Origin of the sequence: Rhodococcus sp. NPDC019647, from assembly GCF_044389235.1 — a bacterium.
GTDB classification, from domain to species: domain Bacteria; phylum Actinomycetota; class Actinomycetes; order Mycobacteriales; family Mycobacteriaceae; genus Rhodococcus_F; species Rhodococcus_F oxybenzonivorans.
In genome coordinates, this window is the sequence record NZ_JBIRXS010000004.1 from 431,493 (window position 1) to 453,181 (window position 21,689).

Below are 21,689 nucleotides of genomic sequence, written 5' to 3' on the forward strand. Positions count from 1 at the left end.
GTGGCGATGTTAGGTAGGTCACAAGGCTCTGAGATAGGTGTGAGCGGCAAGTTCGCTCCAATCTCCCCCCTTTCACCCCCGATGGGACTACGGGCGTGCGGGGGCCTCGCGCGAAGCACCCCATGAGCGACGAAGGCACGCGGAGCGGAGGACTGGGCATGGCAGGCAGCGCGTGGCGCGAGGACTCGATACCTCCTACGAAGTACCGAAAACACTCCTCGGTGTGACGCGTCGAGTGCTCATCCGAGGAGAGACTTAGGTCACATTCTGTGATCATCTCGATCGATGTCCCATTCCAGGAGGAACTAGTGTCTGTTGATCCCTCGGCGCTCATCATGGGAGTCGCCGCCGCACTTGGCGGATTTGTCCAGAACGCCGACATGCCCGATGCCGCAGAAGAGTTCGCCATGCAGCAGGTGCAGGTGATGTCGGATCAGGCGGCGACCGTCGACGCGTCAGTCGACGACTACATCGAATTGCTGCCAGAGAATTCCCGCGAGCCCGTGCGGCAGGCAGTCGACTCAGCTACCGAGGCGGGCCAGGACGCTCTGGCGCCGATCCTGCCGACGCCGCCCGTGGTTGCGGACGTTCCTCCTGAAAGCGAAGCCGCCGAGCCGCTGCCAGGGGCCTACGAGCCGCTCCCGGCTACCCCCTCCGAGTCCGATGCAGTGTGGTCTGCAGGAGAATCGTCCGCAAGTGCTGTGCTCGAGTCGGTCCTGTGCGCGAAAGTTGGTGTGACCAACGAAGTCGTGGCCGGGTCGGTGCCGATCGGCTCGATCGCCGTGTTCGTCCCCTGGTTCACGAAGGCAGGCGGAATCTGCGAGGGAATCACCGCTCCCGTTCTCGCAGCACTGTATTCCGTCGAGAACGGGTTTCGGCATGGTGCCACCTCGCCCGTGTCGCCGGCAGGTGCACGTGGACCCGGACAATTCATGCCGGCCACCTGGGCACGATATGGCAAGGACGCCGACGGCGACGGAAAGGTGGACGTTCTCGGCGTCGCGGATTCGGTGATGGCGTCCGGGAACATGTTGTGTGACATGTACAGCCAGATCGATCAGTGGAAGGCTGACGGTGTCGTCTCCGGCGACACCCTCGATCTGACTCTCGCCGCCTACAACGCAGGACTCGGAGCGGTACGTGAGTTCGGCGGAATGCCGAGGGGGTCGGACGACTACGAGAACCAGACCAAACCATACGTCGCGAAGATCCGCGCGTCGGAGGAGCGGTTCGCATCGATTCTGCGACTCTCACAGAACGATTCGGGAGATGTGGGTGCCCGCATCGTCCAGGCAGCGGTGCGGTATCTCGGCCTGCCGTACGTGTGGGGTGGCGGCAGTGTGAAGGGTCCGTCTTCGGGAGGTTTCGACTGTTCCGGTCTGACGTCGTACGCCGTCTACGACGCGACCGCAGGATTCATCCTCCCGCGCACCTCGGAGACTCAATGGAATGTCGGTGTCGAGGTCCCGCTGTCCGGCGCGCGTCCGGGCGATCTACTCTTCGGCAACTGGAATTTGGGAGGTCCCGGCCACGTGGCGATCTATCTGGGAGACGGTCAGATGGTGCACGCGCCGACGACGGGTGATGTCGTTCGTATCGCACCGATCTTCGACAACATGAAGGCCCGGCGGGTCGTGTCGTAAGAGGGGTCGACACGGGGTGGGGCCCCTACGGCAAGCACTGCTCGCCGTAGGGGCCTCGGTTCGTTTGTTGCTAGCCGCGACCGACGCGGGACGCTGGGTCGTTCTGTGTGTGCGCATCCTGTCGGGTGTCGGTGAAGCGCGCCAGGAAGCGTTCGCGGGCAACGAGATAGAACGGAAAGGCCATCGAGACGCCGATGTAGGACAAGAGCATGAAGACCACGCCCCACTTGCGGCCCATGCCGATCCGTGCGGTATCCGTGAGCACCCACACGATGAAGACCGTCCACGCAATAAGCATGTCGATGCTCAGGAATGCAGCGGTGCCGCCCGGTTCGATACCGTCACCGAAAAATTCGACCGGGTTGAGGATGTTTCCGCCGTCGCCCATCCAGTCGAACGCGAATGGCCAGGTCAGGAGTAGCGCCGCGATCCCGGCGACGAGGTAGAAGGTGTGCCGGATATTCATCGCGGTGCTCCCGCGAATCTGCGTCACCATCACGTCACCTGCTGTCTGCGACGCGGACATGAATCTCGGCATCGCTGTCATCGACGACGAGTTGGCAGGACAGTCGGGAATCATTGTCCGCGGCATCAAGATAGTCGATCAAATCGGTCTCTTCGTCGGTCGGTTCGGCGAAGTACCGGGCGTACTCCTTCGGCAGATGGACGTGGCACGTCGCGCAAGCACAACTGCCGCCGCATTCGGCGACGATACCGGGAAGATTAGTGCGGAGGGCTGCATTCATGAGCGTTTCACCGGGTTCGACGTCGACCTGCGCGGTCGACCCGTCCGGCAGGTGATAGGTAACTTTTGTCATGCGCTGAGGACACTTTCTCACTCGAAGGTGGTGCGCCGAGTCGCGTTCCGCCTCGGCGCACCCACCAGGTCAGGCGAACGTCAGGTGGACAGGAAGACGTCGGAGTCCGCCGACGAAGTTCGTCTGGATCATCTTGGGTTCGCCGGTCACCTCGACGCGACGAAGTTTGGGTAGCAGTTCCTCGAGCATGACCTTCATTTCGAGCTTGGCGAGATGCTGCCCGATGCACATGTGGGGGCCGTAGCCGAAGGCGATCTGCTTGTTCGGGCGTCGGTCGATGTCGAAGGTGTCCGGATCGTCGAACACGTCGGCGTCGCGGTTGCCGGACTGGAACAGCAGCATCAGACGGTCGCCGGCCTTGATGGTGCTTCCCCGTAGTTCGTAGTCGGTGAGGGCGACGCGGGTGAACTGTTTCACCGGAGACACAATCCGCAGAGCCTCGTTCACCAGGTGGGGAACCAGGCTGAGATCGCCCTGCACTCGCTCGAGGATGTCGGGTCGTGCGGCCAACTGCTGCAGGCATCCTGCGATCGTGCTCGCCGTCGTGTCATGGCCGGCGGTGGCGATGGCGACGAACCAGCCATAGGCGAACGTCTTGGGGAAGTACTCGCCGTTGGCGTCCTTTGCGACTGCGATGAGAGTCGCCAGATCGTCGCGCGGTTCGGCGCGCCTGCTTTCGACGAGAACATCGAAGTAGGCGTAGAAGTCTGAGATCGCCGCTGCCCACTGCTGTGCGGCGGCGTCGGGAGACAAGGTCTCGATGTCCTCACGTGTCGCATCCGGGTCAGCGACCCCGAAGAGGTCCTGCGTCAGCGCCATCATTCGCGGTTCGTCTTCGACGGGGACGCCGAACAGCGACATGATGACGTGCAGCGGGAAGAACACCGCGAATTCGTGTACGGCGTCGAGGTCCGGCTTCCCGGACACGAGTCGGTCGACAGACTCCTTCGCGGTCTCTCGAATGCGGTCTTCCCACTTCTTGAGGTTGGCCGGCCGGAACCAGTCGAAAGCAACGTCCTTGATAGTGGTGTGTTCCGGGGGATCGAGGTACGGCAATGCGTCCAGGATGCGAAGACTTCCGCCGGTGAGCTTCTTTGTGAACTCGTCTCCGGCCTGGTTGGCGAGGATGGGGTTGTGCGAGCCCTTGTTCTCGCCGCCGCCCGCGCTGAAAATGTGTGGCTGTCGCTCTATTTCCATCAGATCGGCGTGCTTGCTGACCAGCCAGAGCGTGTCGTACCCCTCCACGCTCGCCTGCCCGAGCGGCTGGTTCTCGCGCAGCCACCGGTAGGCCTCGTACAGTTTCGCGTCGTCGGAGTGTCCCTCCGGGAGAACGATCTGTCGTGCTATCTCGTCGGGAATTGTTGTAGTGTCCGCGGATTCGACCGTCGTCATGATCAACCTTCTCTCTGGTGTGGGCTGAACAGCGCCGGGACGTACCGGCGCTGTTCCCCGGTGTCCGTTCATGCTGTGACTCGAGTCTCATGCATGAATGGCACCCATGCGTCACCCAGACGAGGGGTTTCGCCCCCGATTCGGAGGCAGATCTCAGGCCGCGGAGATTCCCCCGTTGACGCTGATCGCCTGGCCGGTCAGCCGGCGTGCGGCGGGGGAAGCGAGGAAGACGGCCAGCGCAGCCAGATCTTCGGATTCGGGGACGCCCAGATGCGCCTGCTGTGCTGCCTTGGCGAACAGCTTCGCGCTGAATCCGTCGGAGGTGATGCGTTCGGTCGACCCGGTGCCCGCGACCAGCGACGGCGTCAGGACGTTCACCCGGATCCCATTGCGCTTTGCCTCGATGGCGAGGGTGCGAGTGAACATGACGATCGCCGCCTTCGCCGCTCCGATGACGGACTCGCCCGGTGTGGCGGTCTTGGCTGCGTCCGATGCGACGTTGATGATGACGCCACCCTTCCGGACCGTCATGTGGGGAACGATTTCACTCGCGAGATACATGCACGGCAGCGCGAGTTGATTGAAGATACGCGCGATGTCGTCGGTAGGGATGTTCGCGAACAGTTCCGGCCGGGTGTCGGCGGCCGTCGTGGACACGAGGACATCGACGCCGCCGAGGATCCGCTCCGCTTCGGAGGCGATATGGGCGGCGCCGTCGACGGTGGTTGCGTCGGCTGACAGGAAGGTGACTTCACACGACGAGTTGGCGGACGAGATACCTTCGGCGGCGATCTGTCCGCGTTCCGGATTGCGTCCGACGATCATGATGCGGGGTGCGCCGGCCTGGGCGAGGCCCACGGCGGTTGCGAGACCGATCCCGGCGGTGCCGCCCACGATCAGACCACTACTGTCTTTCAGTTCTTTCGGTGGCGCGATTTCATGCGTACCCATTCGTGTACTCCGTTCAGGGGATGTCAGAGGGAAACTGTGCCGCGGGCGAAGATGTCCTTCGCGATGATGCGCTTCTGGATCTCGGCCGTGCCGTCCGCCACGAGGTAGGCGGTGACATCGCGGTACCGCTGCTGCAGAGGCGATTCGGTGGAGTACCCGAGGTTTCCGTGTACGCGCATGGCGAACTCGATTGCGTTCTTTGCTACAACGGGCGGCCACCACTTACTCATCGACGCCAGCGCCGTGTGCGGTTGAGCGGTCTCGCGGAGCCACAGTGCCCGGTAGCAGATCCATCGTGCACCTTCGAGGTACGTGGCGTGTTCGGCGAATTGAAACGCAAGTCCTTGGTGTTCGGAGAGTGGTTGCCCGAACGTCTCCCGCTGCTGTGCGTATGCGGCGGCTTCCTCCAGGCTCTGTTTCGCTGCGCCGAGGCACATCAGTCCGAGGGCGGCTCGACTGAAGTCGAAGTGATCCATGACCGAGTGAAAGCCCTTGCCGAGCTCGCCGACGAGGTGGGACTCCGGAATGAACACGTCCGACAGATGAATGCTTCCCCACCCCAGGGGAAGGCATCCCATGCCGGGCATGTGGCTGACGCTGACGCCGTCCGCATCGAGCGGTACGACGAAGCAACTGACGCCCCTTGCACGACTGGACCCCGGCTCGCGTGCATAGACAAGCGCGGCAGTGGCGTTCATCGCCCAGGAGATGGCCGTCTTCTCGCCGTTCAGGCGCCATCCGCCCTCGACTGCCGTCGCGGTGGTGGTCAGCGCACTTGCATCGGAGCCAGACCCGGGTTCGGTCAAGGCGATGGCAATGGTCTGTTCACCGTTGATGAGGGGAGGGAGGTATCGCTCCTGGATTTCGTCCCGGCACAGCGCCAGTTGAGAGGCCACCAAACCGATCTGGACGGGTGCGGATGCCATGTTCACGTCACCGTAGGCGAGGGTCTCGGTGGCGATACCGAGAAGTACAGGGTCTTCGGTGCCTGTGCCGCCGTACTGTTCGGGCAGACCGATGCCCAGCAAACCCAGGTCGCCGAGTCTCTTCAGAATGTCGAAGGGGAAGTCCGTCGACGCGGCGCGGTCCCGATAGCCGGGAAGTAGGACTCGGTCGCTGAACGAGGTCAATGTCTTTCGGAATTCTTCGTGTTCGTCGGTGAATGCAAATGACACCATCGGAGTGTGCTCCTGTGCGTGGCTCGAGTTGATGATCACGGCGAGGGAGCGCTGTCGTGCAGTAGGAGGCCGGACGGCCGCTCCTCGCCCCGGGAAACTATTCTAGGTTTGAATAGTAGGGCGTCAATGCTAACGGCGCAAGGGGGGTGCAGAGAGGATGATGCAAGGGGTGTGCCGGGTAGATGTACTGCGCGAGAGGGTGTCCGGTAGCTCAGAGCCCGGTCTCGACGTCGCCGACGGCGCGACGTACCTGTTGCAATTGTTCGATCAGCGCTTCCAGTGTCTCAGTGTCGACCGACGCAAGGCCGAAGCGCACCGCAGCAAGGCGATCGTTCGCGTCCTCGACGACCTCGAGGCCGGCGGGGGTGAGGGTTGCGAGAACGGTGCGGCGATCTGTCGCGTGGGCCTGACGTTCGACGAAGCCCGCTTTCACGAGTTGGTCGACCGCCATCGACACGGTGGTGGGGTGGACCATGAGGTACTTGCTCAACTTGCCGAGCGTACGGGTTCGCTGCTCCGACAGCTGCAACGACATCAGAATGAGATAGGCGTTGCGGGACAGGCGAAGTGAGCGCAGTTCCTGGTCCATGGCACGCACGACCCACTGATGGGCACGGAGCAGCGCCATTGTGGTTCCGAACTCCAGGTCGGCCGAATCCCGCCGCTCGGACCATTCGGCTCGCATCCAGTCGACGACGTCGTGGCGATGATCGTCGGCCGACATCGGGAGTTCACTCGCCACTGGGCGTCCTCTCGTCGTCACCGAACCGCGTCGAGGTAGATAGTAAACGGCGGTCAGCAGTGCGTAAGGACGACCTTTCCGAACCCGCCTCCCTGTTCGAGGTACTTGTGTGCCGCGGCTGCTTCGGCGAGCGGAAACGCCGCGCTGATGGGTACGGGCGGGACGGTTTCGGTGTCCAGCAGGGTCAACAGCCCTGCGAAGTCCCGGGGGCTGCCCATCGTGGTCCCGATCAGTTCGTACTGGCCGAAGTAGAAGGGGCGGACGTCGAGGGTGGCGTGCTCGCTCCGCGACGCGCCCAGCACGACCAACCGGCCACCTGGTCGCAGTGCTGCGATGGACGGTTCCCAAGACCCCACCGAGTCCAGGACGAGGTCGAAACCCTGCCCGTCCGGAGTGAGGCTGCGAGCCTCCGCCGGCCATTCCGAGTCGGTGTAGAGCACCCCGTTGGCCGCACCGAGTGCCTGCGCCTGCGCGATCTTGTCGGCTGACGACGATGTCACGGTCACGTTCGCGCCGACGGCCGACGCCAGCATGACGGCCATGGTCGCGACGCCGCCGCCGGCACCCAGAACCAAGAGGTTCTCACCGGCCCGCAGACGCCCGCGCGTGAACAGGGCGCGATAGGTGGTGAGTCCGACCAGAGGTAGCGCAGCGGCCTGCTCCCAGCTGAGGCCACGGGGTTTGGGAGCGACGCAATCTTCGGGAACTCGTACCGACTCGGCATATGTGCCTCGCTGGTGATCGCCGAGAATCTCCCACTGTGCGCTCGGTGCGGCCTCGCGATCGCCCCACCACAGCGACGGGAGGACGAGAACCTCTTCGCCCGTGTCGGTGCGCACGCCTGCGCCGTCGGCGCCGAGTACGTGCGGCAGGGGTGACGAATACTTACCCTGGCGGACGAGCACGTCGTGCCAGTTGAGTGCGGCCGCCTTCAGGCGGACGGTGACCCAGCCCGGGCTCGGGGCCGGATCGGGTACCGACTCCAGCCGCAGGACGTCGGGCTCCCCGAATTCGCGTAGTACCACGGCATCCACTGAAAGTCCTTTCGGTCGTACCATTCGCACGGTAGCATGTTTTCTATGCGTAAAGCGGGGTGGCTCGTCTGTCTTGCCGTGGTGACGGCGTTGAGTAGCGGCGTGGTCGGAGTCGCCGCTCCTGCGGCCGCCGACATGCCGGCGCCGTCCGAGGACCCGTTCTACCAAGCGCCGGCCGGCTACGAGGCACAGCCGGACGGGACCATCCTGCGATCGCGGCCGGTGACCCCGACGGCCCTGAGTGTGCCACTTCCAGTCGATTCCTGGCAGCTGCTCTACAAGTCGCTCGACTCGCACCGAGAACCCGTGGCCGACGTCGCCACGGTGCTGGTACCGAGAACGCCATGGACAGGCGACGGGCCCCGCCCCCTCGTCTCGTATCAGACTGCCGAGGACAGTCTGGGATCTCGATGTGCACCGTCCTATGCGCTAACTGCGGGGCTCGGGGCGGCGACATCGAACGCAGCTTCCGAGACGGTCATGATCGCCTACCTGTTGTTGCGCGGGTGGGCCGTCGTCACCGCCGACTATGAGGGCCCGGAGTCCGAGTTCCTCGCGGGTCCGCAAGCCGGCTACGCAGTTCTCGACGGGGTCCGCGCTGCTCGAGATTTCGCGCCGGCAGGACTGGACGTGAACGCGCCGACGGGACTGTGGGGGTACTCCGGGGGTGCCTTCGCCACGGCCTGGGCTTCGCAGCTACAGCAGGCCCATGCTCCCGAGTTGGGCCTCGACGGACTAGCTTTGGGTGGATTGCCGGCTGATCTCGAGGCGACAATGCGGAACGTCGACGGTGGGTACGGTTTCGGACTCACCTTCGGCGGAGTGACCGGTATCGATCGCGCGTACCCCGAGAAGCGACTAAGCGAATTGTTCAGCCCCGAGGGCCGGGCGGCGATGCGGACAAGTAGCACAGCGTGCACTGTCGAACTGATTGCGACGCATGCTTTCCGGTCACTTCGCGACTACACGATCGACCCTCGGCCCTTCGACCTTCCCGCGCTGCACGACGCCCTGGCCGTGAACAGTCCGACCGCGGTCTGGACGAGCGCACCGATCTACAGCTATCACGCGGAAGCGGACGAGCTGGTGCCCGTCGCCGTCCACGACGAGTTCGTCCGTCAATCCTGTGCCGCGGGCGCTACTGTGCAGGTGATGCGTCCGCCAGGTGGAAGCCACAACACTATGTTGATCACCGGCGCCGGAGGTGCGGTCGACTTCCTCGCAGCACGTTTCGCCGGGGTAGCTGCCGTCGATGACTGCGGTTGATGCATCCGGCAGGTGCCACCCGCTCGTAGCACTTCCAGTGTTCAGAGCGGATAGTGCGCCAGCACTCCACGCGGGTCGTGGGTTTGTCGTAACGTCCGGAGTCGCCGGAGGTTTCCTCCGTAGGCCGCGCTGATCTCGACGCCGGTCTCGGGGAACCCCGGCCGCACTTCCACGCTGTAGACGCCGATCGTGTGCGGTGCGAGGGCGTCGAGGGCACCGCCCGCCCACGCCAGGCAGGCGGCGCCGTCGTAGGGGTCGGACCAGATCGCGTTGAGGGGGACGTTCCATTCGCCGGTGCGGCCCCAGAACGCGGTGTCGGCGTCGTCCACGTCGGCGAGGGCACCGCCGCTGTGTTGGAAGTCGATACGGCACTGACGGGTCGGTGCACCGCGGATCTGAGCGGCCAGCGCCTCGGCGACGTCGGAATCGAGGGTCGGACCGGTGAAAACCGCTTTGCCGAAGAAGGATCCGCGCGGCTCGCCCGGTACCGGCAGACGGATCGGTTCGGGTTCTTCTCCGCCGCGGCCGGGCGGGGTGAACTCGGGTAAACCGTCGAGGTATCGACCGGACATCTCGGAGCGGTAGAGCACGTTCTTCGACGCCGCGGCCACGGCGGACGCCGAGGTGCGGGCGCGGGCGATGGTGGTCTCGTCCTGGCTCGCGCAGGCGGTGTAGACGAACAAGACCGGCTCGTCGGGTGATTCGTCGCTGTAGCCGAGGACGGCGCCCATCGTCGTGTCGCGCGGAAGCTCCGGTGCCACACGGAAGTAGGTGGCGAGGGCGTCGAGTCCGAGCATCATTCGGTCGACCCATACCGGGCCGGCCCGGTGGGTGCGCAACACCGCTGAGGTGACGACGCCGAAGCAGGGCGCACATCCTCGCACCGCCCACCACAGGTCGGCCTCGTCGCCGGTACTGGCCTCGGACAGTTGCAGAATTTCACCGGAGGGGAGGACGAGTTCGATCTCGACGAGATGATCGAGCGTCAGGCCCAGGCTGCGGGTGAGGTAGCCGAAGCCACCGCGAGTGGCGAGCCCGAAGCCGGCGTGCCGGACGATGCCGACCGGTACCACACGGTCGGCGGGCGCGAGGGCATCGAGCATCGTTCCCATGGTCGCGCCTCCCGCGACCACGACGCGATCACCCTCGGGGCGGACGGTATGAAGGTGTGCGGAGAGGTCGAGCATGACGGCACCGTCGGCCACGCAGTTGGAACTGAGACCGCCGCCCCGCACGGTGATCGCACCACCCGTTCGGTGCGCGATGGCCATGACCGTCGCGACCTCCGCAGCGGAAACCGGCTGCACCACACAGGCTGGACGCCGTCTCGCGGCGTCGGGAAGGAAGACTCTCCCGAGCGCATTTCGGTAGGAGGGCGAATCCGGGAGATGCAACCGATCGGGCACAGTCGCTTTCAGCTGCTGGACACATTCCGCGGACGGTGACCTCACGAGCGCCTCCTCGTCGGTTGCGTTGCCCGCCTGTCGGTGCGTCCGCGGGACCCTCATTCGTCCTCAGTCTCGCAGATGTGGGGCGGTCAGGTAGTGCTCGAGGACTGGCCCGACCCACCGCACCAGCTGCTCATGTGTCATCTCCGCCAGCGGTGGAACGCGAAGAATGTAGCGCGCGAACGCAAGTCCGAGGATCTGCGATCCCACCAGGGCAGCGCGCTCCGCCGCCCGATCCACCGCGACCGCCGCGAGTGCCGGGGCCACCTGCCGGGCGAACACTTGGAGCATCGCCTCGGCGGCCCGAGCGCTGGTGGACGCCGCTCGTAGCAGTGGGAGGAATGCGCCGTCGTTCTCCCACACGGCGAAGAATCGCGGCATCAGCACGGTGGCGAGCGAGTCGACCGGAACGTCGTGGAGGTCGGGAAGGTGGAGTTCGAACTCGGCCGCCTCCGCGAACAGCGATTCCTTGTTGGTGAAATAGCGAATCACGAGGGCGGGATCGACGCCGACATCCGATGCGACAGCCCGCATCGTCGTGCGGTCGTAGCCTTCGGCGCCGAACCGGGCGCGGGCGGCATCGAGGATCGCGGCGCGGGTGGCGACAGCGGAGCGGGTACGTCGTTCGGGCATTCCACAAGTGTAGTCAACAGTTGTTGACTTGGCGATCGAAGGCGCCTACCGTAGAAGTCAACAGGCGTTGACTTGGAGCTCGAGCGGAGGACCGTCATGAAGAACACCGACGTCGTGGTGATCGGCGCAGGGCCCACCGGCTGCATGCTTGCCGGGGAATTGGCAGCCGCAGGTAGATCGGTCATCGTTCTGGACAAGCGGGACGCACCCTCACCGCTCAGTCGGGCGTTCGGTGTTCATGCCCGCACCCTGGAGTTGCTGGACGCACGTGGACTCGCCGATGAGCTGGTCGCCTCGGGCGCGCCGTCTCCGGGTTTGAAGCTGTGGCGAGGAGCGGACTTGAATCTCGCCGGCCTTTCGTCACGATTCCCGTTCGTGCTGATCACCCCGCAGCGAAATGTCGATTCCCTCCTCGAGCGGCACGCTCGTGAACAGGGCGCCGAGATCATCCGCGGCATCACCGTGACCGGGGTGCAGCAGGACGGCGACGGTGTCACAGTGCGCGGGCGGGACACGTCGGGAGAGGAACACGCGTTTCGCGCGGCGTACGCGGTGGGGGCCGACGGCGCACACAGTGCGGTGCGGCAGATGATCGGTCAGCCGTTTCCCGGAAAAGCGGTGCTCCGTTCGATCATGCTCGCCGACGTCGAACTCCGGAATCCGCCCGACAGCATCGTCACAGTCAACGCGGTACGCGACGGATTCGCCTTCCTCGCACCGTACGGCGACAACCTCTTTCGCGTGATCGCCTGGAACCGGCGGCATCAGGTGGACGACAGCGCTCCGGTGGATCGGGCAGAATTGCGCGACGTCATCGAAAGCGCCATGGGTACGGACTACGGCCTCGGTGCGGTGCGATGGCAGTCACGGTTCCACAGCGACGAACGGCAGGTCCCGCAGTACCGGACGGGGCGGGTGTTCCTTGCCGGCGACGCCGCGCACGTGCACTCGCCTGCCGGTGGGCAGGGGATGAACACCGGCATCCAGGACGCCGCCAACCTCGGATGGAAGCTCGCCGCGGTGCTCGGTGGGGCGGACGACTCCGTGCTCGACACCTATCACGCCGAACGGCATCCGGTGGGAAGGATGGTTCTCCGGACCAGCGGCACCACGATGCGAATGATGACGGTACGGCCGTGGGTGCTGCGGAAGCTCCGGAATGTGGTGGTCGCGACTCTCCTGCGGTTTCCGCTGACCGGTGGTGCTGTCGCTCAGACGTTTTCGGGTATCGGGATCCGGTACGGGCACCGAACCGGCGACAGCGAACTGGTGGGCAGGCGGGCCGAGGACATTCCGACTGCCGCCGGCAGGTTGTACGAGGTACTGCGCTCCGGCGGTTTCGTCCTGATAGCCGAGCGGGACGTGCCCATGCCTTCCGGGGTTCACGCCGTGACCCGGCTCGGCGACGGACCCGCGTTGCTCGTGCGGCCCGACGGGTACATCGCGTGGGCGGGCGACAGTGCGTCCGACGGGTGGCGAGTGGCCTTGAAGCGGTGGACCGGCCGCATGCCGGTCTCAGCCTGAATTATCCAGGTTTGCTGTCTAACTGTCCGCATCCCATCGATTGATCGAGACAAAGCAGACCTGGTCGGAAGTTCATTAGACAGCTAGACTGGCTAATGACAACGAGGGTAGGGAGGCTGCAATGGACGAGCGAGTAGATCAGCTCCGCGAAGACATAGTGCTGTTCACGAGGCGCATTCGCACCAAAAGGGCAGGCCACCTGCTTACGCCCACGCAACTCCAGGCACTCGCCCACCTCGATCGAGAAGGACCGATGAGCGCCAAGACGCTCGCCGACCTCGAGCAGGTGACTCCCCAGTCCATCGCCCGCACGGTCACCATGCTCGAAGATTCGGGCATGGTTTCGCGGACGGTGGACCCACAGGACGCGCGCGCCAGTCTCATCGCCATCACCGAGTCCGGGCATCGGATGCTGGCCGCCGACCGGGCCCAACGCAGTGAATGGTTGTCGGCGGCGTTGGTTGACACCTGCACGGACGCCGAGCGTGACTTACTCTTCATCGCCGGCCGCCTGCTGAGGCGGCTCGCCGACGTTCCGGATCGGGGGCGGCTCGCCGACGTTCCGGATCGAGGGCGGCTCGCCGGCTCTGCCGGGTCGGGTTCGCGTGAGGAGTCACTGATGATTCCGTGACGGTCACCGACACCACTCCGACACAGGACGCCCGCCGGGTACCGTTCCGGGTCAGCGGTTCGGTCGCAACCGGCAGTATTCTTCAGCCCCTGAACTCGTCGATGATCGCCATCGCGATCGTCGGTATCGCCGCACAGTTCGGCCCCTCATCCGGAATTGCCTGGGTGATCTCGGCCCTGTACATCGCGACCGCCGTGACCGCCCCGATGGCGGGCAAGCTCGGTTCGCTGCTCGGCGCTCGGCGGGTGTATCTGGGTGGTCTCGCGCTGGTGGCGTTGGGGTCGATCGCGGGGTTGCTGGCACCGTCGGTCGGCTGGCTGATCTTCTCGCGAATCCTGGTCGGAATTGGAACTGCCACAGAGTATCCCAATGCCATGGCGATGATCCGGAGTTACGCGGAGAAGTACGACGCGCAACCGCGTACCGCGATCACGACACTCGCCATCTGTAGTCAGGCGGTCGTCGCCCTGGGACCGACGCTGGGTGGTCTGCTCGTCGGGGCCTTCGGGTGGCAGGCGATCATGTGGATCAATCTCCCGATCATCGCCTTCAGTGCCCTGGCCGTTGTGCGGTTTGCCGACGTCGGATTCGTCGGCGGTTCGTCGGTCGGTCACCGGCAGTTGCTGCACTCACTCGACCTCGCCGGGGTGCTGTTGTTCCTGGTACTGGTGTCCTCGACGATGCTGTTCCTGCTGTCGTCGACGTCGGAACCGCTCTGGTGGCTGCTGCCGGTGTGGGCGCTCGCTGTCGCCGCATTCGTCCAGTGGGAAAGGCGGGCGGCTGAACCGTTCATCGACGTCCGGGCGCTCACCCGTAACCGTGCACTCGGCGCGACCCTTGCGCGGACTCTGCTGACCTATACGGCGTTCTACTGTGTTTTCTTCGGAGTGCCGCAGTGGCTGCAGTATTCACGCGGCATGAGTGCCACCGAGGCGGGCCTGACAATGCTGCCCGTCGCCGTGGTCGGCATCGGCTCGACGATGCTCGCGTCGAGAATCTACCGGCGGCACGGCGCCCGGCGGACACTCGCCGTCGGTACCTGTGCGCTGCTGCTGGGTGGCCTGCTCCTCGCCTCGGTCGAGAGAAGTACCGCACCGATCGTGGTGCTGCTGCTCGTCGCCGCCGTACTCGGAATACCGAATGGCTTCAACAACATCGGCAACCAGAATCTGATCAGCTCGGTGACGTCGGTCGAGGAGGTGGGCACGGCAATCGGGATGTACCGCACCGTCCAATACATCGGTGCGAATCTGTCGGCGGTGGTGCTCCAGGCCACCGCCGGACACATCATCGGTGATGACGGACTGCACCGCACCGGCTGGTTCATCGCGGCTGCGGGAGTCGTGCTGCTCGTCGGCGTCCTCACGTCCCGAAACATGCGCGACAGCCGGTCTTCGCAAGTGTCCGAGGTGTAGCTGCGGGAAATAGTTGGGTCGGAGCGACGGTTGCGTCGAGGGTGAAGCTGTCGATCCTGGACCGATCCCGCACGCGTGCCGGCGTGCCCGATCCCGCTGCGCTGACGGGGACGATCGACAGGGCGGTCCACGCCGAGCAGCTCGGATTCCACCGGTTCTGGGTGGCGGAGCATCACGGGGTCCCGGGGATCGCGAGTGGGTCCCCGCCGGTACTCCTCGCCGCAATCGGAGCCCGCACCGACCGCATTCGGCTGGGATCGGGTGGCGTGATGCTGCCCAATCATCAGCCGCTCGTGGTGGCGGAACAATTCCTGATGCTCGAAGCCCTGTACCCGCGGCGGATCGATCTGGGAGTGGGGCGGTCACTGGGATTCACCAGACCGGTCCGTGACGCTCTGCGCCGCGACCGCACTGCACCCGATACGTTCGCGGACGACCTCGACGAGCTGCGGCGGTACCTGGAGGGGGCGGCGCCGGTCACCGCACGACCCCGGGTGGAGGCGGCACCCCCGATGTTCGTGCTCGCCACCCGGCGGGGGCTCGACTTCGCCGCGCGCGCCGGACTGCCCGTAGCGGTAGGCGGACCGATACTGGGCGCTACCGAGGGCAGGATTCCGGAGCTCGATCGCTACCGCGACGACTTCGTGCCCTCACCGGGGAACCGAGAGCCCTACGTGGTGATCTCGCTCGAGGTGATGATCGCGGACAGCACCGATGCGGCGCGCGAACTCCTGCTGTCGGAGGCGTGGGCGCTGGCGTCGTCCAGCCGGACAGGAGAGTTTCCGGCCCTCGAATCGGTCTCGGTCCTGCGCGATCGGTCGTGGACACAGCGGATGCGTGAGCAGATCGATGCGTCGATCGAGTCGTCGATCCACGGAACGGCGGACGAGGTGCGGGAGCAGCTCGACTCCCTGTTCGCCCGCACCGGCGCGGACGAGCTTCTCGCGTCCACATCGACGTTCGACCGCGAGGCGCTGTTCGACGCCGACCGATCGCTGTCGCTTCTGTACCGTGAGTGAACCGTCACCATTCTCGAGGTCAGGAGATCAACTGATGAAGGACTTCACCGCCTGGATCGCTCGCGAGAACGAGGGCACGATCGAACTCGCCCCCGACACGGTCGACGAGTCATTTCTCCCGCCGGGTGAGGTCACCATTCAGGTCGAGTACTCCAGCGTGAATTTCAAGGATGCTCTTGCGCTCACCCCGAAAGGCGGAGTGGTACGCGCATACCCGATCGTGCCCGGCATCGACCTCGCCGGCACCGTCGTCGAGACGGAGTCGTCGGAGTTCGCGGTCGGCGACAAGGTAGTCGCGCACGGGTACGACATCGGTACCGCCCGCCACGGTGGGTACGCGCAGTTCGCTCGGGTCCCGGCCGACTGGGTGGTGCGTCTGGACGGCATGTCGACCCGGATCGCGGCAGCGATCGGGACAGCCGGTTTCACGGCCGCGATGAGCGTCGAGGCGTTGCTGTCCCGCGGACTCGAACCGGGCGACGGTCCGGTGCTGGTTACCGGCGCGAGCGGCGGTGTTGGCACGGTTGCCGTCGATCTTCTGGCCGCTGCCGGCTTCGAGGTGGTGGCGTCGAGCGGGAAACCCGAGAAGGCCGAACTACTGACCGGCCTGGGTGCGAGCAAGGTGGTCGGACGGCTACCCGAACCCGACACCAAGCCTCGTCCGCTGGGCAAGTCGCAGTGGGCGGCTGCGGTCGATTGCGTCGGCGGTGCCACCCTCGCGCACGTGCTCAGCACCCTCGAGTACGGCGGCTCGGTGGCGGCCAGCGGACTCACCGGTGGGTCCGGCCTCGACACCACGGTGCTGCCGTTCATCCTTCGCGGGGTCAGCCTGCTCGGTATCGATTCGGTGCAGTATCCGATCGCGCAGCGCCGTCGCCTGTGGAAACGTCTCGCCACCGATCTGGCGCCGACGCACCTCGACTCGATCACCCACGACGTCCCGATCGCCGAGGTGGTGTCGGTGATCGACCAGGTGCGCGCCGGGTCCTACTCGGGCCGTGCCGTCGTGGGCGTCGCCCCCGTGAGTACTTATTAACATTGGGCGGTTAACAAGTACTCACGGGCGGCGGAGGCGCACGATCCAGGCGCGGGACTGGGCGGGGTCGATCACGTCGTCGAGTTCGAAGATCGTGGCCGCGTTCAGTGCCTTGCCCTGCTGGTACGCCGCCTCGACCAGCTGAGCGAACGCCGCGTCGCGCTGGGCCGGATCGTCGATCGCGTCGAGTTCCTTCCGGAATCCGAGTCGGACGGCACCTTCCAATCCCATAGCCCCGATTTCGCCGGTCGGCCAGGCGACCGTGAACTGTGAGGCGTGGAACGATCCGCCCGCCATGGCCATCGCTCCGAGGCCGTAACCCTTGCGCAGGATGATCGTGCCGTAAGGCACGGTCATCCGCGCGCCCGCGATGAACAGAGCGCCGAACCGGCGTACGGTTGCGTCCTTCTCCGAATCCGGTCCGACCATGAATCCGGGTGTGTCGCAGAGAGAAACCACCGGAAGACCGAACGACTCGCACAGTCGCAGGAAGTCGGCCATCTTGTCTGCCGCGACGGCGTCGATGGCGCCGCCCAGGTGATGACTACTGTTGGCGACCACTCCGTACGGGTGCCCTTCGACCCGCATCAGTGCCGTCACGATGCCAACCCCGTAGTCGGGTCGCAGTTCGAGTACCGAGTCGACGTCCGCGATCGCGTCGACGGCAGTGCGAACGTCATAGGCGCGCAACCGGTTCTCGGGAACGACGTGCCGGGCAATCCGCTCGTCGGGGGCGGACCACTGTGCAAGGGGTCCCTGGAAATACGACAGATACCGTTTGGCCAGCTCCACCGCGTGAGCCTCGTCCCGGGCAAGGAGATCGATCACCCCGTTGCGTCGTTGCACCTCGACGGGTCCGATGTCCTCCGGCCGGTACACCCCAAGCCCGCCGCCCTCCACCATGGCTGGCCCACCCATGCCGATATTTGCGTCGGGGGTGGCGATGAGGACGTCGCAGACCCCGGCCAGCGCGGCATTACCCGCGAAGCACCGGCCCGACACTATCGAGATCAGCGGCACCTTCCCGTTCAGGGCCGCGAGCGACCGGAACGTGTCGAGGTCGAGCCCGGCCGCGGTACCGGCGTCGGTATCGCCTGGCCGGCCACCGCCGCCCTCGGCGAACAGAATCAACGGAATCTGTTTGCGGGCAGCTAATCCGATCACCCGGTCGGTCTTCGCATGGTTGCGCATCCCCTGCGTTCCGGCGAGGACGGTGTAGTCGTACGACAGCACCACCGCCTCCGACGCTGCCGCGCTGAACACGTCACCGTTGATGGTCGCGAGTCCCGCGACCATGCCGTCTGCCGGAGTGTTGTCGATCAGGTCCTGTTCGGAGCGACGGCTGCGCTGCGCCGCGAGGACGAGGGGACCGTATTCGACGAAACTGCCGGGGTCGACGAGGTCCTCGATGTTCGCCCGGGCGCTGCGGCGACCGAGCTTCGTCCGCTTGGCCATGGCGGCGGGACGGGCGGCGTCGAGGGTTAACGCGTGCCGGTGCCCGATCTCGGCCAAATCCTCCCGTGCACGGTCCAGGTCGACGACAATGTCTGCCATCTCGGCTGAATCGGCACCGGTGCGGCGGATGACGACCAGTGGATCCCCGGTAGCCACCGTTTGTCCCGAACAGACCAGCAGTCGTTCCACCACCGCGGCCGCGGGACTGGCGGTCGCGTGTTGCATCTTCATCGCTTCGAGTACCACCAACGCGGCGCCCGAGTCGACGTTGCGGCCTTCGTCGACCACTTCGACGATGGTTCCGGCCATCTCCGCCCGCAACACTTCTTCGCCTGCCCGCAATTCGACGGCGGTGGACGGAACATGTGGCCCCTGCTGGGCCTGCGCGTCCTCGACCAGTCTGCTCATTCGCTCGCCGAGATAATCGGTGCCTACGACCCCGCTGCCGAAATCCGGATCGGTGAGGACGGCACGCAGGAACGCGATGTTGGTGGGGACGCCTTCGATCTCGAACTCGGCGAGCGCCGCCTCCGCTTTCCGAACGGCAGCAGAGAACGCGGGTCCGCGGGAGAGGACGATCACCTTGGCGAGGAGGGAGTCGTAACGCGGACTCGGGGAGAGTCCCGGCCGCCCATAGGTGTCGACCCGAATACCGGGTCCGGTCGGCGGGGAGAACACGGTGAGGGTGCCGGCGGCGGGAACGGCCTGCCCGTCGGAACGCATCGTCTCCATGTTGACCCTCGCCTGCACGGCGATACCCCGGGACGCGGCAGGCTCACCGGAGGTGTCGAGCCCGATGGCGGTAATTCCGTGGGGGAGGAGCAACGACTCGAAGCCGGTGCCGGCGCCGATCGCGAGTTGTGTCGCCACCAGGTCGACACCGGTCACTTCTTCGGTAACGGTGTGTTCCACCTGGATTCGCGGGTTCACTTCCAGGAAGTAGAACCCGTCGGCAGAGACGAGGAACTCGACGGTGGCAAGTCCGCGGTACCCCACACTGGCGCACAAGCGGGCGGCCGCCTCGTGTAGCTCGGTGCGCAACGTCGGGTCGAGGCCCTGTGCCGGCGCGATCTCTATCAACTTCTGATGTCGACGCTGGACGCTGCAGTCACGATCGCCGAGTGCCAGCGCGCGCACGCCCTCGGACGACGGCGCCGCCACCACCTGAACCTCGATGTGCCGCGCGCCCGTCAGCAGTGCTTCCGCGAATACGGCGGGGTTGCCGAAGCCGAGCTGGGCTTCGGACGCGCAGAGCCGGTAGGCGTCGTCGACGTGGTCGGCGCTGTGCACGGCGCGTATTCCGCGGCCACCGCCACCGGCAAGTGCCTTGATCATGATGCCCTGTGGCCGGCTCGCGAAGAAGGCGCGGACGCCGTCGAGATCGGTGGCGCCGTTGGTTGCCGGCAACACCGGCACCTTCGCTGCGACGGCTGCATCCCGGGCTGCCGACTTGTTCCCGAAGACGTCGAGCAGGTCTGGGCTCGGGCCCACGAAGTTAACGCCGACCTGTGCGCACTTGCGGGCGAATTCTGCGTTCTCGCTCAGAAACCCGTACCCCGGATGAATCACGGTGGCACCGAATTTCTCCGCAACTGCGAGAAGTGCCGCGTGGTCGAGGTAGGCGGCCGGGCCCGATCCGCTCAGCGCCGCCGCCTCGGTCGCGGCCCGCACGTGAGGACTCTCCGCATCGTCCTCTGCGTAGACGGCCACCGTCTCCATCGACATCTCGGCGGCGGAGCGGATGATGCGCAGCGCGATCTCGCCACGGTTGGCGACCAGCAGTGTCACTTGTACTCCTCGGCAAGGGTGAACAGGTCGGCCTTACGGACCTTTCCTGTCGCCGTCATGGGCAGAGTGTCGAGGACTTCGACGGTGGGCACCTTGTAGCCGGCCATGTTCTGGGCTGCCCACTCTCGCAGTTCGTCACTCGACACGTTGTGATCAGGCAGTAGTTGGACGAAAGCGAAAGGAACCTGGCCTCTCGCCGAGTCGGGTTTGGGCACCACGGCAGCACACTGAATGGCGGGGTGCAGCAGGAGCAGTGCCTCTACCTCCGCGGGAAACACGCTCATACCGTTGGTCTTGATCATTTCCTTGTCGCGGGCCAGATAGTGCAGAGCACCCCTGTCGTCGAGTTTGCCGATGTCACCGGTCCACAACCATCCGCCGCGCAGTGCCTCAGCCGTGGCCTCGGGCTTCCCGTAGTAACCGGTCAGCAGCGATGGGCTGCGCACGATGATCTCACCAGATTCGCCCATCGGAACTGGTACGCCTGCCTCATCGACGACGAGTATGTCCGTGCCGGGTACGGGGAGCCCGCAGAACACCGGTTCACTGAGAAGGTCGAAGTCGCCGGTGTGGAAGCCGAGAGTGATGGTGTCGGCGGTGTGGGTTTCGGTCATCCCGTAACTGGCTTCTCGCAACACCTGTCCGGTGGCGTCGCGCCACCGGGCACGAATCGCCGGATCGAGTTTCAACACGAACGACACCGCCATGGCGTTGTCGAGTGTCGATAGATCGCGGTCGGCGAATCCGGGAAGGCCCATCAGTTCCACATAATTGTCGACCGTCCCGACCATCGAGGTCACTCGGCATCGTTCGATCAGCGTCACCGCGGCCTCGGGATCCCAACGGGTGAGGAGGACGACGGTGCCGCCGTTGAGCAGCGGGTACAGAATTCCGAAATCTTCTCCCGCAATCCAGAAGATGGGAAGGAAACCTAGAACGACCGGTGGTGTCTCACCGACTCGTCGTCCGCCTGCCACGGTCGCGGTAGCCGCGGTGTAGACCATGTGCCACTGAGTGTGCTCACAGCCCTTGGGCATTCCGGTGGTGCCCCCGGTGTAGTTCAACACCGCGAGGGCGTCGGGGTCGGTCGCAACCGGTTCCGCGCGGGGCGACTCCATGATCTCGGCCCAATCGGTGGTCGCGGGGTCGGCGACAGGAAAGGGGGGAGGAACGCTCGGGACGGGCGGCAGCAGGTCGGACAGCGATGTCACCGCAACGTGGCGCAAGGGAGTGTCGCGCCGGACCGACTCGACCATGGGCGCGAAAGTGTCTTGGGTCAGCAGGATCTCGACCCCGGCGTCGTTGAGTTCGTAGATCAGTTCGTGTTCGCGGAAGAGTGGGTTGATCGGCACATGAACTCCACCGATTTTGAGTATGCCGAGCATTGCGATGTGAAACTGCGGGCAGTTCGCGAGATGCACACCGACGCGGTCGCCGGCCGTGGCACCTTGTTCGATCAGCCATCCCGCGAACCGATCGGACAGGTCGTCGAACTCCGCGTACGTGATTCGGCGTCCGTAGAAATCGATTGCGACGGTGTCCGGACGCCGTGTCGCCCAATGGCGTAGGTAGCCGACGACCGTTCGATCCTCGATCGGATAATCGACGGTTTTCGGTACCTGCGGTGGCCAGGCGGCATCCTGGGTTGCGCGAAGGTCGGCGAGGGCGGCTTCCAGCACCGCATGGTCACTCGAAGGTGGAGGTGGCATACCGAAC

At 65.4% G+C, this 21,689-nt stretch carries 18 protein-coding genes; 7 read left to right on the forward strand and 11 right to left on the reverse strand.

From position 1 onward, the window contains the following. The first annotated feature begins 308 nt into the window (after positions 1–308). Positions 309–1,643 carry a bifunctional lytic transglycosylase/C40 family peptidase gene (locus ACH49N_RS12090; RefSeq protein ID WP_358272176.1) on the forward strand — a complete coding sequence of 445 codons (1,335 nt, stop codon included), beginning with the start codon at positions 309–311 and terminating at the stop codon, positions 1,641–1,643. 70 nt (positions 1,644–1,713) lie between these two features. Here the strand turns inward: ACH49N_RS12090 and ACH49N_RS12095 are convergent, their stop codons facing one another. From ACH49N_RS12095 to ACH49N_RS12125, 7 genes are all read right to left on the reverse strand, one after another. After that, a complete protein-coding gene (locus tag ACH49N_RS12095) occupies positions 1,714–2,139 on the reverse strand; it encodes a DUF2834 domain-containing protein (protein WP_358272174.1) in 426 nt (141 codons plus the stop codon). A 4-nt stretch (positions 2,140–2,143) separates the two neighbouring features. Beyond that, the gene (locus ACH49N_RS12100; RefSeq protein ID WP_358272173.1) at positions 2,144–2,461 is read right to left on the reverse strand and encodes a 2Fe-2S iron-sulfur cluster-binding protein; all 318 of its coding nucleotides are present in this window, start codon (positions 2,459–2,461) and stop codon (positions 2,144–2,146) included. 69 nt (positions 2,462–2,530) lie between these two features. Beyond that, the gene (locus tag ACH49N_RS12105; protein WP_358272171.1) at positions 2,531–3,853 is read right to left on the reverse strand and encodes a cytochrome P450; all 1,323 of its coding nucleotides are present in this window, start codon (positions 3,851–3,853) and stop codon (positions 2,531–2,533) included. Between the two features lie 153 nt (positions 3,854–4,006). Beyond that, a complete protein-coding gene (locus tag ACH49N_RS12110; RefSeq protein ID WP_358272169.1) occupies positions 4,007–4,804 on the reverse strand; it encodes an SDR family oxidoreductase in 798 nt (265 codons plus the stop codon). Between the two features lie 23 nt (positions 4,805–4,827). Continuing rightward, complete coding sequence (locus tag ACH49N_RS12115; protein ID WP_358272168.1) at positions 4,828–5,982, reverse strand: acyl-CoA dehydrogenase; 1,155 nt, start codon at positions 5,980–5,982, stop codon at positions 4,828–4,830. A 211-nt stretch (positions 5,983–6,193) separates the two neighbouring features. Further along, positions 6,194–6,724 carry a MarR family transcriptional regulator gene (locus ACH49N_RS12120; protein WP_358272166.1) on the reverse strand — a complete coding sequence of 177 codons (531 nt, stop codon included), beginning with the start codon at positions 6,722–6,724 and terminating at the stop codon, positions 6,194–6,196. A gap of 53 nt (positions 6,725–6,777) precedes the next feature. After that, on the reverse strand, positions 6,778–7,758 hold the full coding sequence (locus ACH49N_RS12125; RefSeq protein WP_358272164.1) for a zinc-binding dehydrogenase: 981 nt from the start codon (positions 7,756–7,758) through the stop codon (positions 6,778–6,780). Positions 7,759–7,803: 45 nt separating this feature from the next. Here ACH49N_RS12125 and ACH49N_RS12130 point away from each other — a divergent pair, with 45 nt between their 5' ends. Next, complete coding sequence (locus ACH49N_RS12130) at positions 7,804–9,024, forward strand: lipase family protein (RefSeq protein ID WP_358272163.1); 1,221 nt, start codon at positions 7,804–7,806, stop codon at positions 9,022–9,024. A 41-nt stretch (positions 9,025–9,065) separates the two neighbouring features. On the opposite strand, the gene ACH49N_RS12135 is transcribed toward ACH49N_RS12130, so the two are convergent. Beyond that, positions 9,066–10,475 (reverse strand): FAD-binding oxidoreductase, encoded by a 1,410-nt coding sequence (locus ACH49N_RS12135; RefSeq protein ID WP_358272161.1) that lies wholly within the window; start codon positions 10,473–10,475, stop codon positions 9,066–9,068. Positions 10,476–10,538: 63 nt separating this feature from the next. Beyond that, entirely contained in the window at positions 10,539–11,105 is a 567-nt protein-coding gene (locus tag ACH49N_RS12140) for a TetR family transcriptional regulator (RefSeq protein WP_358272159.1), read from the reverse strand. A 96-nt stretch (positions 11,106–11,201) separates the two neighbouring features. Here ACH49N_RS12140 and ACH49N_RS12145 point away from each other — a divergent pair, with 96 nt between their 5' ends. From ACH49N_RS12145 to ACH49N_RS12165, 5 genes are all read left to right on the forward strand, one after another. After that, complete coding sequence (locus ACH49N_RS12145; RefSeq protein WP_358272157.1) at positions 11,202–12,629, forward strand: FAD-dependent oxidoreductase; 1,428 nt, start codon at positions 11,202–11,204, stop codon at positions 12,627–12,629. Between the two features lie 121 nt (positions 12,630–12,750). Further along, on the forward strand, positions 12,751–13,260 hold the full coding sequence (locus ACH49N_RS12150) for a MarR family transcriptional regulator (RefSeq protein ID WP_358272156.1): 510 nt from the start codon (positions 12,751–12,753) through the stop codon (positions 13,258–13,260). Next, positions 13,257–14,675: an MFS transporter gene (locus ACH49N_RS12155; RefSeq protein WP_358272155.1), complete on the forward strand. Its 1,419-nt coding sequence runs from the start codon at positions 13,257–13,259 to the stop codon at positions 14,673–14,675. The genes ACH49N_RS12150 and ACH49N_RS12155 overlap by 4 nt, the downstream gene beginning before the upstream one ends. A 41-nt stretch (positions 14,676–14,716) precedes the next feature. Beyond that, entirely contained in the window at positions 14,717–15,694 is a 978-nt protein-coding gene (locus ACH49N_RS12160) for an LLM class flavin-dependent oxidoreductase (RefSeq protein WP_358272154.1), read from the forward strand. 34 nt (positions 15,695–15,728) lie between these two features. Then, positions 15,729–16,730 (forward strand): MDR family oxidoreductase, encoded by a 1,002-nt coding sequence (locus tag ACH49N_RS12165; RefSeq protein ID WP_358272152.1) that lies wholly within the window; start codon positions 15,729–15,731, stop codon positions 16,728–16,730. Positions 16,731–16,751: 21 nt separating this feature from the next. On the opposite strand, the gene ACH49N_RS12170 is transcribed toward ACH49N_RS12165, so the two are convergent. Next, on the reverse strand, positions 16,752–19,973 hold the full coding sequence (locus tag ACH49N_RS12170; protein WP_358272151.1) for a carboxyl transferase domain-containing protein: 3,222 nt from the start codon (positions 19,971–19,973) through the stop codon (positions 16,752–16,754). After that, positions 19,970–21,682, reverse strand: coding sequence for an AMP-binding protein (locus tag ACH49N_RS12175; RefSeq protein WP_358272149.1), 1,713 nt, complete (start codon positions 21,680–21,682; stop codon positions 19,970–19,972). The genes ACH49N_RS12170 and ACH49N_RS12175 overlap by 4 nt, the downstream gene beginning before the upstream one ends. Positions 21,683–21,689 lie beyond the last annotated feature (7 nt).